The organism is Streptomyces sp. NPDC110618, from assembly GCF_055657065.1.
Genome location: NZ_JBVKBN010000026.1, coordinates 1 through 15999 on the forward strand (window position 1 = coordinate 1; position 15999 = coordinate 15999).

Annotated in this window: 12 protein-coding genes and 5 tRNA genes; 11 read left to right on the forward strand and 6 right to left on the reverse strand. The window is 68.3% G+C overall.

Annotation, left to right across the window (positions count from 1 at the left end; all coding sequences use genetic code 11):
- The first annotated feature begins 360 nt into the window (after positions 1 to 360).
- From ACZ7L7_RS32275 to ACZ7L7_RS32285, 3 genes are all read left to right on the forward strand, one after another.
- Complete coding sequence (locus ACZ7L7_RS32275; RefSeq protein ID WP_453606594.1) at positions 361 to 657, forward strand: hypothetical protein; 297 nt, start codon at positions 361 to 363, stop codon at positions 655 to 657.
- 45 nt (positions 658 to 702) lie between these two features.
- Positions 703 to 1416 (forward strand): hypothetical protein, encoded by a 714-nt coding sequence (locus ACZ7L7_RS32280; protein ID WP_453606591.1) that lies wholly within the window; start codon positions 703 to 705, stop codon positions 1414 to 1416.
- Between the two features lie 61 nt (positions 1417 to 1477).
- Positions 1478 to 1927, forward strand: a complete 450-nt coding sequence (locus ACZ7L7_RS32285) for a DUF6907 domain-containing protein (protein ID WP_453606588.1) — start codon at positions 1478 to 1480, stop codon at positions 1925 to 1927.
- Positions 1928 to 2056: 129 nt separating this feature from the next.
- Here ACZ7L7_RS32285 and ACZ7L7_RS32290 read toward each other — a convergent pair.
- The 4 genes from ACZ7L7_RS32290 to ACZ7L7_RS32305 form a co-directional block, all read right to left on the reverse strand.
- Positions 2057 to 2129 (reverse strand) — tRNA-Lys (locus tag ACZ7L7_RS32290).
- Positions 2130 to 2335: 206 nt separating this feature from the next.
- Complete coding sequence (locus tag ACZ7L7_RS32295) at positions 2336 to 4423, reverse strand: DEAD/DEAH box helicase (RefSeq protein WP_472077775.1); 2088 nt, start codon at positions 4421 to 4423, stop codon at positions 2336 to 2338.
- A gap of 209 nt (positions 4424 to 4632) precedes the next feature.
- Entirely contained in the window at positions 4633 to 5181 is a 549-nt protein-coding gene (locus ACZ7L7_RS32300) for a hypothetical protein (RefSeq protein WP_285516199.1), read from the reverse strand.
- Between the two features lie 109 nt (positions 5182 to 5290).
- Entirely contained in the window at positions 5291 to 5641 is a 351-nt protein-coding gene (locus tag ACZ7L7_RS32305) for a metallopeptidase family protein (protein WP_472077776.1), read from the reverse strand.
- 84 nt (positions 5642 to 5725) lie between these two features.
- Between ACZ7L7_RS32305 and ACZ7L7_RS32310 the strand changes: the two genes are divergently transcribed.
- From ACZ7L7_RS32310 to ACZ7L7_RS32340, 7 genes are all read left to right on the forward strand, one after another.
- Entirely contained in the window at positions 5726 to 7276 is a 1551-nt protein-coding gene (locus ACZ7L7_RS32310; RefSeq protein WP_472077805.1) for a metallophosphoesterase family protein, read from the forward strand.
- An 80-nt stretch (positions 7277 to 7356) separates the two neighbouring features.
- A tRNA-Glu gene (locus tag ACZ7L7_RS32315) sits at positions 7357 to 7429 on the forward strand.
- A 41-nt stretch (positions 7430 to 7470) separates the two neighbouring features.
- Positions 7471 to 7545: transfer RNA gene (locus ACZ7L7_RS32320), tRNA-Asp, on the forward strand.
- A 25-nt stretch (positions 7546 to 7570) separates the two neighbouring features.
- Positions 7571 to 7644 (forward strand) — tRNA-Phe (locus ACZ7L7_RS32325).
- Between the two features lie 146 nt (positions 7645 to 7790).
- On the forward strand, positions 7791 to 11735 hold the full coding sequence (gene hrpA, locus ACZ7L7_RS32330) for an ATP-dependent RNA helicase HrpA (RefSeq protein WP_472077777.1): 3945 nt from the start codon (positions 7791 to 7793) through the stop codon (positions 11733 to 11735).
- A 95-nt stretch (positions 11736 to 11830) separates the two neighbouring features.
- Positions 11831 to 11905: transfer RNA gene (locus ACZ7L7_RS32335), tRNA-Asp, on the forward strand.
- 201 nt (positions 11906 to 12106) lie between these two features.
- A complete protein-coding gene (locus tag ACZ7L7_RS32340; RefSeq protein ID WP_093724233.1) occupies positions 12107 to 12304 on the forward strand; it encodes a DUF6274 family protein in 198 nt (65 codons plus the stop codon).
- 490 nt (positions 12305 to 12794) lie between these two features.
- On the opposite strand, the gene bldC is transcribed toward ACZ7L7_RS32340, so the two are convergent.
- Both bldC and ACZ7L7_RS32350 read right to left on the reverse strand, forming a co-directional pair.
- Positions 12795 to 13001, reverse strand: coding sequence for a developmental transcriptional regulator BldC (gene bldC, locus ACZ7L7_RS32345; RefSeq protein WP_020869672.1), 207 nt, complete (start codon positions 12999 to 13001; stop codon positions 12795 to 12797).
- Positions 13002 to 13579: 578 nt separating this feature from the next.
- A complete protein-coding gene (locus tag ACZ7L7_RS32350) occupies positions 13580 to 14422 on the reverse strand; it encodes a DUF8083 family protein (RefSeq protein WP_285516196.1) in 843 nt (280 codons plus the stop codon).
- Positions 14423 to 14644: 222 nt separating this feature from the next.
- Here ACZ7L7_RS32350 and ACZ7L7_RS32355 point away from each other — a divergent pair, with 222 nt between their 5' ends.
- Positions 14645 to 15730 (forward strand): Leu/Phe/Val dehydrogenase, encoded by a 1086-nt coding sequence (locus tag ACZ7L7_RS32355; protein ID WP_453606575.1) that lies wholly within the window; start codon positions 14645 to 14647, stop codon positions 15728 to 15730.
- Positions 15731 to 15999: the final 269 nt, after the last annotated feature.

The following is a 15999-nucleotide window of genomic DNA, read 5'->3' on the forward strand; positions in this document are numbered from 1 at the left end:
CCTCCGCGCGAAGTCCACGCCGAGTACGAGAAGTTGCGAATCGCCGCATGAAATAGACGGTCAGAAGCCTGTCCGGAAAACGTGAGGCCCCTCAGGAGTTCGTCATCGTCGGTATCTGGAAGCCCTATCAGCTCCAGCCGTACGGTCTTGCTCATTTCCCACGCCCCGTGATCTCCACCTTGCACCCATCGCACCTTACTGGCAGTGACCGTGCAGCGGCGGGCTCTCCTGCGAATCCCCCTCCACACATGGCTCCTCTCCACCCCAGAACACGGAGGTCTAGCGGCGCTTCGCTGCCCACTTGCCGATCGCGAGTAGAGAAGGGTAAGAGTATCCTTTGGTACCATAGGGGATGTGAGCATGAAGATCACAGAAGAGGCCCGCAGTCGGGCAACCCGGACGACGGCACCGCTGAAAGTCGATGCGGCCATAGACGAGCTGATCGCGGACGGCGCCCATTTTCTGGGCATGACGAAGAAGGACCTGGTCGCCGAGGCCGTCCGAACCTACTTGGAGATCCGCCGCGAGGAGGTTCGGGCCAGCATGCTGGAGAAGATGCGCAAGCTCGATGGATCCGTGGAGTCGAGCGTCTCGCTGCTCACCGGACTGTCACCGGAGCGGATCAAGGAACTCGGCGGAGTGGGCGAGGACGACTGATCCGTGCGACCCGCTCGACCCACCCTCCGCGCACTCTGCGAGGACTTGAAACTACCGCTGCCCTCAGCCCGGGAACCGCTCGACGAGCTGGATCATCCGATCCTGGCCAAGGCCCGCGAACACTTCGCCGACGACGGGGCCGGGCACGAGCGCATCCGTTCGATCGATGATGAGGTGCTCTTCAAAGTCAAGGTCCAACGCTGGCGCGGAGCGGTCTGGACCGACGAGGATCTGCCCTGGCTCATCGCTGCCGGGCAACGCGAGGACGGGTCACCGGACGACTTCTACTCAGCCCTGGAGACAACCGCGAGGGCCGCACGAGCCCAGTACAACGCCAACAACCGCCAGCCCCTGAGCACCACAACGTACGTCGGGCATCTCCTCCCCGACCAGAACGACCGTGATCGCTACCAACTCGAGGCCGGTGCCCGGTTCGTCCGCGATCTCGCTGCGGCTGTCCGGGAGCTGGCTCGTGGATCACTGCACGATGGGCATGAGCACGCCGCCGACTTTCCCGCTTTCCGCCTCGGCATCCTCGTGCGCGCCGACGACGGCCATGAGACCTATGCTGCGGTGCGCATCACCGGCTCCGTACCCGACGACCTCATCGCAGTCATCCTGCGCCATGTACCAGGCTGCGATCCCGCAGCCTGGTACCCCGAATACGCCCTCCCCAGCCGCTCCCTTCTTCCCGCCGAGCAAGCCTGGTCGACCCTCATGGATCCGAAAGCCGCGGCTGAACTCCTGAACGAAGACTGAGCCGGAGTCCTCACCCAAATGCCGGCCTGGGCCGATGACCACCGAACCAAGGAACGCGCCCATGCCGGATCATGACAACTCGTCCCGGACAGTGACTGTCCCCACGTGCGACCACGGGGCCGTCACCGTCTGGGAGCCCGACTGGTGTACCGGAAGCGAAACGGAGCATCAGCCCGGCGGCTACCGCGTCGACATCACGCACGCGAGCCCTGACTACGAATTCACAGTCTCAACGAGTCGTGGCACGCCGGTGGTTCTACGTGCGTGCTTCGAACAGCGCCCCTTCACCGAACGCCCGCCCGGTCACGTCCCCTTCGTGAACGTCGAGATGGATGGCGACTGGCATCCACATAGCTCCGACGACTTGCGCCGCCTCTCGGACACCCTCACGGCACACGCGGATCGGCTCCGGGAACTTGCCGACCGCCTCGACGGTCTCACCAATACCTTCGAGGGCACAAAGGGGGGCATGCATGCGGAGACGAGTCCTGGGAAGCAACGCGGCGGCTGAGCACACCGCGCCGCCTGTCGGCACACCCGCTCACGCAGACGGACGTCGCACACGGCGTGGCCCCGGCCAAGAAGACTGGTCGGGGCCACGAAACCGCTGGTCAGAACCACGGATCGGCCCTGGCCTCGGTAGGCCCTGTGGGACTCGAACCCACAACCAATGGATTAAAAGTCCACTGCTCTGCCAATTGAGCTAAGGGCCCCAGGCGATGTTGCCTCCACGAGCATAGCCGGACCTGGCCGTCTCTCCGATCGGGTATCGGGGACACGGCCGTGTCCGAGCCCTCGATCGGGCAGGACCAGCACCCCAGGTCCGCGTCACAGGTCCCCAAGAGGTGACCAAAGCAGAAGGCCCGTACGACCGTTACGGTCGTACGGGCCTCCCCGCAGTCTCCTAAAGCGCTACGCCTCAGCCGTTGCGCTTCCAGCGCGGCTTGTCCTCGCGGCGCCCGAAGGAACCGCCGCCGCGGTGGTCGTCACGACGGCCGTACGGACGCTCGTGGCCACCGGAGCGGAAGCCCGGACGGTCGCCCTGGCGGTCGCGGTTGAACGGACGGTCGCTGCCGCGGTGCCCACCGCGCTCGTCCCGACGCTCGAAGGAACGCCCCGCACCACGGTCGTCGCGTCGGAACCCGCCACGGTCGTCCCGGCGCTCGAAGGAACGGCCACCACGGTCGTCCCGACGGAACCCGTCCCGACGGTCGTTGTCCCGGCGGAAACCACCACGGTCACCGTCCCGACGCTCGTACGAACGCTCACCACGGTCGTTGTCCCGACGGAACCCGCCCCGGTCGTCCCGGCGCTCACCGTCGCGACGGAAGCCGTCCCGACGGTCGTTGTCCCGGCGGAAACCGCCGCGGTCACCGTCACGACGCTCGCCACGGTCGTTGTCCCGGCGGAAACCACCACGGTCACCGTCCCGACGCTCGAAGGAACGGCCGCCACGGTCGTCCCGACGGAACCCGTCCCGGCGCTCGTACGAGCCCTCGGTCCGCTCCGGCCGCTCGACCCGCTCCACGTCCTGCGCCGCCGGCTGCTCCGGCACCGCGACCTCGGCCGCGGCCACCGCCGCCTGCGCCTCGGCGACCGCCGCCTCCGGGTCCTCGCCGCGCTCACGGGCGACCCGGGCGACCAGCCGGTCCGCCTCCTCGCGCAGCTCGGCCGCACGCCGCTGCGCACGCTCCAGCTGCTTGGTCAGGTGGGCGACCTCAAGCTCGGCCTGCTGCGCGGCGTTGCCCGCAGACTCCGCCTGCACCTCGGTCATCGACCGGGCACCGGTGATCTCGGCGACCTCCGGGTCGAAGGCGGCACCGCCCTGGATGATGTGGCGCGAGGCGTCCACGCCCGCGTCCTCCATCAGGCGGAAGATCTGACGCCGCTGGTGCGGCAGGGACAGGGAGACGACGGTGCCGGTACGGCCGGCACGCGCCGTACGGCCCGCGCGGTGCAGGTAGTCCTTGTGGTCGCCGGCCGGGTCCACGTTCAGCACCAGGTCGATGCCGTCGACGTGGATACCGCGTGCGGCGACATCGGTGGCGACCAGGACGTTGACGTACCCGTCCTTGAAGTCCGCCAGGGTCCGGGTCCGGGCGCCCTGGGTCATACCGCCGTGCAGCGCGTCCGCCTTCACGCCCGCGTCGCGCAGCTGCTCGGCGACACGGTCGGCGCCGAGCTGGGTGCGCACGAAGATGATGGTGCGGCCCTTGCGGGAGGCGATGGCCGCGGTGACCGGTGCCTTGTCCTTGGGCTTCACGATCAGGATGTGGTGCGACATGGTCGTCACCGCGCCCTGGGCGGCGTCCACCTCGTGGCTGACCGGGTCGTTCAGGTACCGGTCGACGAGGGTCTTGATCTCGTTCTCCATCGTCGCGGAGAACAGCATCCGCTGACCGCCGGACGGAACCTGGTCCAGCAGCTCGGTGACCTCGGGCAGGAAGCCCAGGTCGGACATCTGGTCGGCCTCGTCCAGAACGGCGACCTCGACGTGCTCCAGGGAGCAGGCGCCGCGGTTGATGATGTCGCGCAGCCGGCCCGGAGTGGCCACCAGCACGTCCACGCCGCGCTCCAGGGCGTAGATCTGGTTGCCCATCGACGTACCGCCGCAGACGACCTTCATCTTCAGGCCGAGCTGGTCGCCGTACGGCTGGAGGGCGTCCGCGACCTGCATCGCGAGCTCACGGGTCGGGGTGAGGATGACGGCGCGCGGCTTGTGCTTCTCGGTACGGCCGCCGGACAGACGCGCCAGCGTCGGCAGACCGAACGACAGCGTCTTGCCGGAGCCCGTACGGCCGCGGCCGAGGATGTCCTTGCCGGCCAGGGCGTCCGGGATGGTCGCGGCCTGGATCGGGAAGGGGGTGGTCACACCGTTCTGCGCCAGCTTGCGCACGACGCCCTCGGGGAGACCGAGGTCCGCGAAGGTGACCTCGGGAGCGTCCGCCGCGGCCTCCGTGGCCTCGTTCTCGGGCAGGACGATGTGATCAGAACTGGAAATGGACATGCGTATGCGAAACCTTCCGGAGTCTCGTCGGCACGCGCCCGTCAACTCCGTGATTCGCAATACGACCGCCTCTATGCGGTCAGCCACGGCAAGGGAGAGTACGCGCCACACGGCGCGCTCTGCGTTGGCGCCGGGCAAATGGGATCAAACGATCTACCACCATACGCACCCCCTACCCCCCAAGGCAAACCGAGCGGGGTAGAGCTGCGTCACACCGGCGCCCCGGCCTCCGGGGCGGGCTCCCGCTCCACCATCAGCGGACTGGCCTCCCCGTGCGCCGAGGACGACGGCTCGGCGACCGTCGGCTCCGGGGTGAGCGTCGGCTCCGGCTCCTGCGGAGTCGGCGTCGGCTCCTCCGGACGAGTCGGAGCCGGCGGCTCCTTCGAAGGCTCCGGGTTCTGCCCCGGACGCTCGGTCTTCCCGGGCTTGCCCGGCTTCTCGGCACCCTTGCTCGGCTCCGCCGACACCGAGGCCGACGGCGACGCCGACTCCCCGTCCCCGCCCTTGCCCTCGCCCTTCTTCTTCCGCCCGCTCTTGCCCCCGCCGCGCCTGCCGTCCGGATCGTCCGGAGCCCAGGCCGCACCACCCCCCGACACCGCGGAACCACCGTCCGGCTTCGCACCACCCCGCTGCCCCGCGGAGTGCGACGGCTTCGCGTCCTTGCCCGCGCCGTCGTCACCCACGCTCATACAACCGGCGGCAGCGGCGACGGCCACCACCGTGGCGGCCAGACGGACAGGAACGGACAAGGGGCGCACGGGCAGCCACCTCCGATGGAGGATGAAGGAGTCGCACTGCCCAACTCCCCCCGCCCACAAGAGGACACGCGCCCCGCACCCACCGGCGCCCAGCGACACCCCGGCAGGCTCAGCCGTACCCGAGCGCGTGCAGCCGGTCGTCGTCGATGCCGAAGTGATGCGCGATCTCATGCACCACCGTCACCTCGGTCTCCGCGACCACGTCCTCGCGCGACGCGCACATCCGCAGCGTCGGCCCCCGGTAGATCGTGATCCGGTCCGGCAGCACCCCCGCGTACCACTCCCCACGCTCGGTCAGCGGCGTCCCCTCGTACAGCCCGAGCAACTCGGGATCGTCCGCCGGCGGCTCGTCCTCCACGAACACCGCGACGTTGTCCATCAGCCGCGTCAGCTCCGGCGGGATCCGGTCCAGCGCCTCGGCAACCAGTTCCTCGAACTCCTCGCGCGTCATCTCCAGCACAGGCCCATTGTCCGGCACGACACGGCCGGACGAGAGCCGTCGCCACCCGGCATACCCGCCCGCACAACTGGGCATATGGGACCAATGGCCCGCGTCATCGCCGCAGTCGTGACCTCAGCAGGTCGTGTCCGCAGAGCACCGCGCGCCCTCACCCGCCACTACCGCGCCCGCCAGGCGCCCAGCGCCGTCCAGCTCGTCCCCCAGCCGCACCCCTGGGCCCGCGCCCTCGGCCTCGTCACCGTCGTCCTCGTCGGCGCCTGGCTCGGCCTGCTGATCGTGGGAAACGTCCGCGTCCCCGTAGGGCCCATGGACACCACCATGACCCTGCGCCCCTCCCTCAGCGGCGGCACAAAGATCAACGTCTCCCCGCTCGGCGCACTCCGCCTCGACAGCCACGTCGCCCCGGTACGCCTCGACGTCAACGTCGACCAGCTCGACCCCGCACGCTCCCAAGCCCTCGTCGACCACCCCGAACGGCTCTCCGGACTCCAGGACGAAGTCGCCCACGACGTCGCCCACGGCACCCGCGACCTCGCCCTGCGGTCTTGCGTCGCCGTAGTCGCCGGAGCCACCGCCCTCGGCCTCGCCGTCTACCGCCGCCCCCGCCGCGCCCTCGCAGCAGGCGGCCTGGCTCTGTCGCTCCTGGCCGCGTCCGGCGCCACCGCCGCCCTCACCTGGAACTCGAAATCCATCCTGGAACCGAAGTTCTCCGGACTGCTCTCCTCCGCACCCTCCCTGGTCGGCGACGCCCGCAGCATCGTCACCGAATTCGACGTCTACCAGAAGGAGTTGGCCCGCCTGGTCACCAACGTGACCAAGCTCTACGACGCCACCTCCACCCTCCCCGCCTACCAGCCCGACCCCACCACCATCCGCGTCCTGCACGTCTCCGACATCCACCTCAACCCCGCGAGCTGGAAGATCATCGCCTCACTGGTCGAGCAGTACCAGGTGAACGTCATCGCCGACACCGGCGACACCATGGACCACGGCACCGCCGCCGAGAACGGCTTCCTCGACCCCATCGAGGACCTCGGCGCCCCCTACGTCTGGGTCCGCGGCAACCACGACTCGATGCTCACCCAGCGCTACCTGCAGGACCTGAAGAACGTCCACGTCCTCGACGAGGGCCGCGCCAAGACCATCGCGGGCCTGCGCTTCGCCGGCATCGGGGACCCCCAGTTCACCCCCGACCGCACCAACAAGCCCGGCGCCGAACAGTCCCAGGAACTCGCCGGCGCCCGCCTCGCCTCCGCCCTGCGCGACCACCGGGCCGCGGGCAAGCCGGTGGACGTGGCCATGGCCCACGAACCGTCGGCGGCACGCGAGGTCGACGGCGAGGTCCCCCTCGTCCTGGCCGGCCACCTCCACCACGACGAGATGGAAATCCTCGACCAGGGCACCCGCTTGCGCATCGAAGGCTCAACAGGCGGCAGCGGCCTGCGCGCGGTGGAGGGCGACTACCCGGACCCCATCGAGGCCTCGATCCTCTACTTCGACCGGGACACCCACCGCCTCCAGGCCTGGGACGAGATCGAACTGGGCGGCCTGGGTCTCACGACAGCCGAGGTCAGCCGCCACCTTCCGGAGGAGAACCACCCCGGCGGCACACCCACCACCACCCCCACCCCGTAAACCGTTTTGGCGATCCCTCCCCCCATCCCATATGCTTCTCACGTCCCCGACGCGCTGAGAAGCGCCCAGGCGGGCCGATAGCCCTCATCGTCTAGCGGCCTAGGACGCCGCCCTTTCAAGGCGGTAGCACGGGTTCGAATCCCGTTGGGGGCACGCATTACCGTGTGCGACACTGGTGGTCGCCCACACAGCTTGGTCCTGTGGAGCAGTTTGGAGTGCTCGCCACCCTGTCAAGGTGGAGGCCGCGGGTTCAAATCCCGTCAGGACCGCAAAGGCTTTGCAAAAAGCCTTGACGGCTGGGTAGCTCAGTTGGTACGAGCGATCGCCTGAAAAGCGATAGGTCGCCGGTTCGACCCCGGCCCCAGCCACAGGAAAGGCCCCAATCCTCGGATTGGGGCCTTGTTGTATGTCCTGCGTTTTTTGGCGAGGTTCAGCCGGTCCGGTCGCGTCCCACCCGTCCACCGAGCAAAAGCGTTCGCCACGGAATTGGCCGGGATGAGATCCTGGATCGCGTATGTCTACGCAGCCTGCCCCCGTTCTCGGCGCCCTCGCCTCCCGTCTGACCGAGTTGTCGTTGCGCGATGCGCACCGGCTCGGGCGGCGGCTCGAAGGTGCGCGCAAGATTCGCAAGCCGGAGGCGCGGGCCGCGGTGCTCGCCGAGATCGAGGCCGAGGTCACCCGGGCCGAGGAGCGGATGAGCGCGCGGCGGGCCAGGGTGCCGGCCGTCTCGTATCCCGAGCAGCTTCCGGTCAGCCAGAAGAAGGACGCGATCGCCGAGGCCATTCGCGATCATCAGGTCGTGATCGTCGCCGGTGAGACCGGGTCCGGCAAGACCACGCAGATTCCGAAGATCTGTCTGGAGCTGGGCCGGGGCGTGCGCGGGATGATCGGGCATACCCAGCCCCGTCGTATCGCCGCGCGCACCGTCGCCGAGCGGGTCGCCGAGGAGATGCGGACGCCGCTCGGGGAGGCCGTCGGCTGGAAGGTGCGGTTCACCGATCAGGTGAACCAGGACCAGACCTACATCAAGCTGATGACGGACGGCATCCTGCTCGCGGAGATCCAGACCGACCGCGAGCTGCGCGCCTACGACACGATCATCATCGACGAGGCCCATGAGCGGTCTCTGAATATCGACTTCCTGCTCGGGTACCTGGCGCAGTTGCTGCCCCGCCGGCCCGATCTCAAGGTCGTCATCACCTCGGCCACCATCGATCCCGAGCGGTTCTCCCGGCATTTCGGGGACGCGCCGATCATCGAGGTCAGTGGGCGGACGTATCCGGTGGAGGTGCGGTACCGGCCGCTTCTGGAGGAGGACTCCGAGGACGCCGACCGGGATCAGATCACCGCCATTTGCGATGCGGTGGAGGAGCTGCAGGGCGAGGGGCCCGGTGACATCCTCGTCTTCCTCTCCGGTGAGCGGGAGATCCGGGACACCGCGGACGCGCTGGAGAAGAAGAGGTACCGCTTCACCGAAGTCCTCCCCCTCTATGCCCGGCTCTCGCACGCCGAGCAGCACCGTGTCTTCCAGTCGCATTCCGGCCGCAGGATCGTTCTGGCGACCAATGTCGCCGAGACGTCGCTGACGGTCCCGGGCATCAAGTACGTCATCGACCCGGGCTTCGCCCGTATCAGTCGTTACAGCCATCGCACCAAGGTGCAGCGGCTGCCCATCGAGCCGATCTCGCAGGCGAGCGCGAATCAGCGCAAGGGCCGGTGCGGCCGTACGTCCGACGGCATCTGCATCCGGCTGTACTCGGAGGAGGACTTCAACGCCCGCCCGGAGTTCACGGACGCCGAGATCCTGCGTACGAACCTGGCCTCCGTCATCCTGCAGATGACCGCCGCCGGGCTCGGCGACATCGAGAAGTTCCCCTTCATCGATCCGCCGGACCACCGCAACATCCGCGACGGTGTCCAACTGCTCCAGGAGCTGGGTGCGTTGGATCCCCAGCAGAAGGACGTTCGCAAGCGGCTGACGGAGACGGGCCGCAAGCTCGCCCAGCTGCCGGTCGACCCGCGTCTCGCCCGTATGGTGCTGGAGGCCGACAAGAACGGCTGCGTCCGCGAGGTGATGGTGATAGCCGCCGCGCTGTCCATCCAGGACCCGCGCGAGCGCCCGGCCGACAAGCAGGCCCAGGCCGATCAGCTGCACGCCCGTTTCAAGGACGAGACCAGCGATTTCCTGGCCTATCTCAATCTGTGGCGGTACATCCGTGAGCAGCAGAAGGAGCGCGGTTCCAGTTCGTTCCGACGGATGTGCAAGCAGGAGTATCTGAACTTCCTGCGCATTCGCGAATGGCAGGACATTTACACGCAGTTGCGAACCGTCGCCAAGCAGATGGGCATTCACCTCAACGAGGAGGACGCGCCCGAGCAGAGTGTCCATGTCTCGCTGCTGGCCGGTCTGCTGTCCCACATCGGGATGAAGGACGTCAAGGACGGCAACAAGAACGAGTATCTGGGCGCGCGCAACGCCAAGTTCGCGATCTTCCCGGGTTCGGCGCTGTTCAAGAAGCAGCCGCGGTTCGTGATGTCGGCGGAGCTGGTGGAGACGTCGCGGCTGTGGGCGCGGGTCAACGCCAAGATCGAGCCGGAGTGGGTCGAGCCGCTGGCCGGGCACCTGCTGAAGCGGACGTATTCCGAGCCGCACTGGGAGAAGGACCAGGCGGCGGTGATGGCGTACGAGAAGGTCACGCTGTACGGCGTGCCGATCGTCGCCCAGCGGAAGGTGAACTACGGCCGGATCGATCCGGAGCTGTCCCGCGAGCTTTTCATTCGCAATGCCCTGGTCGAGGGTGACTGGCGTACGCATCACAAGTTCTTCGCGCACAACCGCAAGCTCCTCAGCGAGGTCGAGGAGCTGGAGCACCGGGCGCGGCGCCGGGACATCGTGGTCGACGACGAGACGCTGTTCGACTTCTACGACCAGCGGGTGCCGGAGCATGTCGTCTCCGGGGCGCACTTCGACTCCTGGTGGAAGCGGAAGCGTCATGAGCAGCCGGATTTCCTGGACTTCGAGCGGGAGATGCTCATCCGGGAGTCGGCGGAGGCGGTCACCAAGGCGGACTATCCGGACTCCTGGCGGCAGGGGCAGCTGAAGTTCCGGGTGACGTACCAGTTCGAGCCGGGCGCGGACGCGGACGGTGTGACGGTCCACATCCCGCTGCAGGTGCTCAACCAGGTCACGGACGAGGGCTTCGACTGGCAGATCCCGGGGTTGCGGGAGGAGCTGGTCACGGAGTTGATCCGTTCCCTGCCGAAGCCGATCCGGCGCAATTACGTGCCGGCGCCGAACTTCGCCAAGCGGTTCCTCCAGACGGCGGCGCCGTCGCAGGAGCCGTTGACGGTCACGATGGCGCGTGAGCTGAAGCGGATGGTCGGGGTGCCGTTCGAGGCGGAGGACTTCGACTGGTCGAAGGTGCCGGATCATCTGCGGATCACGTTCCGGATCGTGGACGAGCGGCGGCGGAAGCTGGCCGAGGACAAGGATCTGGAGGCGCTGAAGCTGCGGCTGCGGCCGAAGGCGCGCAAGGCGCTGTCGCAGGCGGCCGCGGCGACGGCGTCCCGCCAGGGCGGGGAGTCGCTGGAGCGCAAGGGGCTCACGGACTGGTCGATCGGCACGCTGACCCGGGTCTTCGAGACGCGCCGGGCGGGGCAGCCGGTGAAGGCGTACCCGGCGTTGGTGGATGACGGCGACACGGTCTCGGTACGGCTCTTCGACACGGAGGCCGAGCAGGCGGAGGCGATGTGGAAGGGCACGCGTCGGCTGATCCTGCGCAATATCCCGGTGAACCCGGCGAAGTTCGCCCTGGACAAGCTCACCAACGCCCAGAAGCTGGCCCTGTCGGCGAATCCGCACGGTTCGGTGCAGGCGCTGTTCGACGACTGCGCGATGGCGGCGGCGGACAAGCTCATCGCGGACTTCGGGGGCCCGGTGTGGGACGAGGAGTCGTACCGGAAGCTGTACGACAAGGTCCGTGCGGAGATCGTGGACACGACGGTGCGTACGGTCGGGCAGGTGCAGCAGGTGCTGGCGGCCTGGCAGGCCTGTGAGCGCCGTCTGAAGGCCGTTCAGAGCCCGGCGCTGCTGGCGAACCTGACGGACGTCCGTAAGCAGCTCAACGCGCTGATCAAGCCCGGCTTCGTGACGTCCGTGGGGATCCGGCGGCTGCCGGACCTGATGCGGTATCTGTTGGCGGCGGACCGGCGGCTGCAGCAGATGGCGACGAACGTCCAGCGGGACACGACCCGCATGGAGAAGGTCCATGAGATGCAGGACGAGTACGCCTGGCTGCTGGAGCAGATGCCGCAGGGCCGTCCGGTGCCGCAGCAGGTTCTGGACGTCCGCTGGATGATCGAGGAGCTGCGGGTGAGCTACTTCGCCCACGCGCTCGGTACGGCTTACCCCGTCTCGGACAAGCGGATCGTGAAGACGATCGACGCGTTGGCGCCGTGACGGTTCCTGTACAGAGGGTGAGTTCGACCAGGGCACCCACCCTCCTGTACAGTCTCTTCTCGCAGCGCAACGCAGCAGTAAGCGCCGCGAAACCTGGTCCTGTGGAGCAGTTTGGAGTGCTCGCCACCCTGTCAAGGTGGAGGCCGCGGGTTCAAATCCCGTCAGGACCGCAGTAGGAAGAAGGCCCGCGCCCGAGAGGGACCGCGGGCCTTCTTCGTGTTGTCCCGCCACTCCCGTCACCGGCGCCCCAGCGGTATCAGGCCCCCGAAATCCCGGCCGCCGGCGGGCTCTCGGTGCGTCTTGACGGCGTCACATTCGCTCGGTACCCAGAAACCAGGGCCTCTTCTCCGTACCGCCCCTGGAGGTGGCGTATGGCGGCTTCGGCTAGGCACGAGACGCGGGCTCTACTCCGCGCGCACCTGTCGGCCGCGTCCTCCTACCGGCACCTGACCCGGCACTGTCCGATCTGCCATCAGCTCCTGCGGCTCGCCATGGACGCGCCGCAGCCCGCGTCCGCCGACCGCTCCCACGAGGAGCCGGCCGAGGACGAGAGCCCCTCACCTGCCTGACTCCCGGATCCACAGACCCTCAACACCCGCCCCGCTGCGGGTAGGTGGAACGTGAGCCTCCTCTAGCGCACATACGCCACAGGCAACAAGCTCCCTGTCATGTGACGGGTGTCACCGCATGAGTTTCCGGAACGGCGGTACTTACACCCGTCCTACAACTGGTCAATTTAATATGTGCAATTGCACCACCCTGGAGGCTCGGTCCACAGCAGATGCGACAGCCCTCCCCAGGCTCCGACAAGCCCACACACAGCTTCCCGTGCGCCCCTGCGCGACCCTGTCCGAGCGCAGCCCGAGCGCAGCCCGAGCGCACAAAAAAGATCGCGCTGGACCCGGCGGAGTCCAGCGCGATCTACGACGCACCCTGTTCAGTTGCCTGATGCCTTGGGCGTGGGTTCTGTTGGGGCAGTACCCGCGTCGCTTGGAGCTAGGGGTTCCGGACGCCTCGGCACGTTGGGGGACCTGCCGAATTGCCCGGTTATGAAGTTGTTCAGCCCTCGCTGCGCTGCTGCGGGATACCCGCGAGCAGGGCGCGAACCTCTGCCTCGCGGTACCGGCGGTGCCCGCCGAGCGTGCGAATGGACGTGAGCTTTCCGGCCTTCGCCCACCGCGTGACCGTCTTGGGGTCGACGCGGAACATGGTGGCGACCTCAGCCGGGGTCAGCAGCGGCTCGGCATCAGGGGTGCGAGCGGTCATGAGCGGCCTCCTCGGGAGAACCGAACCTTCTCGGTTCTTTCCTCTAAATTCTGCACCTTGACCCGCGTTGCCCGAAATGGCGGACGCGAGTCGAGTCGGTTATAGGACGAACGGCTTGTCCTCGGCACTACAACTACACCATCTGTCCAGCCGCGTCGGCCAAACCGATGGAATTGCCCCTCCAGGTGTTCATCAGCGACGGAAGCCGATGGACCATGCCATAGCGGACAGTCACGCCACTGTGACGATCAGTCACAGGACGATCAGGAGTCACCAGACCCCCCAAAGCGTGCAATGCGAGCAGAGTCCTCCCCGGACTCCTTGTCCTATTTTGGCATGAGGGAGGGCAAGAGGCGCAAGGGCCGCGTAAGTGCGGTCCGTCACGCTTGCCACGCCTTGGGGTTAACGCCCGGATCGGTACCTACGTCCGTTGTTGACGAGACTTCAGCAACTCGGGACGCGCGAAGGAGGACGAAACCCCAAAACGGGCGCCTGGTCAAACGTCAGTTCGTGACCTGCGCCACACGTGGCAGCGCTCCCACCTGAGTTGGCGGACCCGCCTCAGCTGGCAGACCCTCTCAGTTGGCGGACCGGCGCTCCCGTACCGAACGCCACCGCTCCACCAGCCGCCCGTACACCGCCCCCGCCGCCGCGCCGTCCCCGGCGCGCAGCGCGGCGATGCCCTCGGCCACGTCCGCCGCGGAGTGGTCGTCCTCCAGCTCACCGGCCGGCAGGACGTGCACCAGTCCGCCGTAGTCGAGTTCGACCAGGGACCGCGGATGGAACTCCTCCAGCCAGCGGCCCACGTCCAGCAGGCCGTCCATCAGCGGCCCTTCGTCGATGGTCTCCTTCAGCGTGCGCAGCGCCCGCGCCACCCGGCGCCGCGCCTGCACCATCGGTGTGCGGTAGCGCAGCAGGGGCGGCACCTCGGCGGTGCCCTTGTCGTAGCGCCGCTCCTCGTCGGAGACGAGCACGAACCAGTGCAGCGGCACGTGCCAGGTCGAGGTGCGGATCCAGGGCCGGGCGTCGGGGTTGCCCTCCAGCCAGCGCTCGTAGTCCTGCGCGGCCTGCCGCCGCAGGACCGGGGGCAGGACCGCGTCCAGGACCGGGGCCGGAAGCTCCTCGGCGAGGTCGCCGAGGGCCTGCCAGCCGCGCAGCCGGGTGCGCCAGGGGCAGACGCACACCACGCCGTCCGCCTCCAGCACGAACGCCTCCCGGCTCTCGTGCACCGGGACCGGGACCGGCGGTGTGGGCAGCAAGTCGGTGAGGGCGCTGAGCAGTTCGTCCTGGTAGGACGGGCGGTCCGGGCGGCGGGCGTAGCGCGCCCAGTGGGTGCGCTCGGGTTCGGGGAAGGCGGCCAGCGGCTCGTAGACGCGGAGGTAGGTCGCGTACGGGACGATCAGGGAGGACACCTTGGGCACGCCTGCTCCCTCCCCCGCCGTCTGCCAGGAAAACCTTCGAAACCCGCTCACAAAGCGGCGGGAAATCTATGCAAATCGTCGCACGGGGGTACCCCGGGAGTAGGTGATCCTGAGCACGTCGAGGTGGTGGGGCGCCACAGGCTCTAATCTCATGGCACACGGTTCCCGCCACCCGCACGGGACCTGTTCCCAACCGCCGCTACTTACCCAGGAGTCACCACAGTGACCGACGTAACCGACGGCGTCCTGCACACCCTGTTCCAGTCGGAGCAGGGGGGTCATGAGCAAGTCGTGCTCTGTCAGGACCGCGCCAGCGGCCTCAAGGCCGTCATCGCCATCCACTCCACCGCGCTGGGCCCCGCCCTCGGCGGCACGCGCTTCTACCCCTACGCGACCGAGGAAGAGGCCGTCGCCGACGCCCTGAACCTCGCGCGCGGGATGTCGTACAAGAACGCCATGGCCGGTCTCGACCACGGCGGCGGCAAGGCCGTGATCATCGGCGACCCGGACCGGGACAAGACCGAGGAACTGCTTCTCGCCTACGGCCGCTTCGTGGCCTCCCTGGGCGGCCGTTACGTCACCGCCTGCGACGTCGGCACGTATGTCGCCGACATGGACGTCGTGGCCCGCGAGTGCCGCTGGACCACCGGCCGCTCCCCGGAGAAAGGCGGCGCCGGCGACTCCTCGGTGCTCACCGCGTTCGGCGTCTACCAGGGCATGCGGGCCTCCGCCCAGCACCTGTGGGGCGACCCCTCGCTGCGCGGCCGCCGCGTCGGCATCGCCGGGGTCGGCAAGGTCGGCCACCACCTGGTGGAGCACCTGGTCTCCGAGGGCGCCGAGGTCTTCGTCACCGACGTCCGCGAGGACGCCGTGCGCCGGATCACCGAGCGGCACCCGGGCGTCGGCGCGGTCGCCGACACCGAGGCGCTGATCCGCGTCGAGAACCTGGACATCTACGCGCCCTGCGCGCTCGGCGGAGCCCTGAACGACGACTCCGTGCCGGTGCTGACCGCGAAGGTGGTCTGCGGCGCCGCCAACAACCAGCTCGCCCACCCGGGTGTGGAGAAGGACCTCGCCGACCGCGGGATCCTCTACGCGCCGGACTACGTGGTGAACGCGGGCGGTGTGATCCAGGTCGCCGACGAGCTGCACGGCTTCGACTTCGAGCGGTGCAAGGCGAAGGCGGCGAAGATCTACGACACCACGCTCGCAATCTTCGCGCGTGCGAAGGCGGACGGTATTCCTCCGGCCGCTGCCGCCGACCGGATCGCCGAGCAGCGGATGGCCGAGGCCCGCCGCGCGGGCTGACGAAGACGTCCGGTACACCCTCCGGTACCCGCCGACGGGCACTTAGAGACAACTCTCACGTTCGTCGGCGGGTCGCCTGTGCAGAACTCGTTAAAATCGGGCCTGACCAGCGGGTACGGGGCGGCCCGAGGGTCCTGGGAGCAGGCACGTGGTGCGGGCGACGTACCGTATGCGCGTGGGCTCAGGTACCGTGGAAGCCCTACGGGCCGGTCTCTCCGAGGAGAGTCCGTTCCGGATCATGAACGCGTGTCAAGACTCTGGGGCCGTCG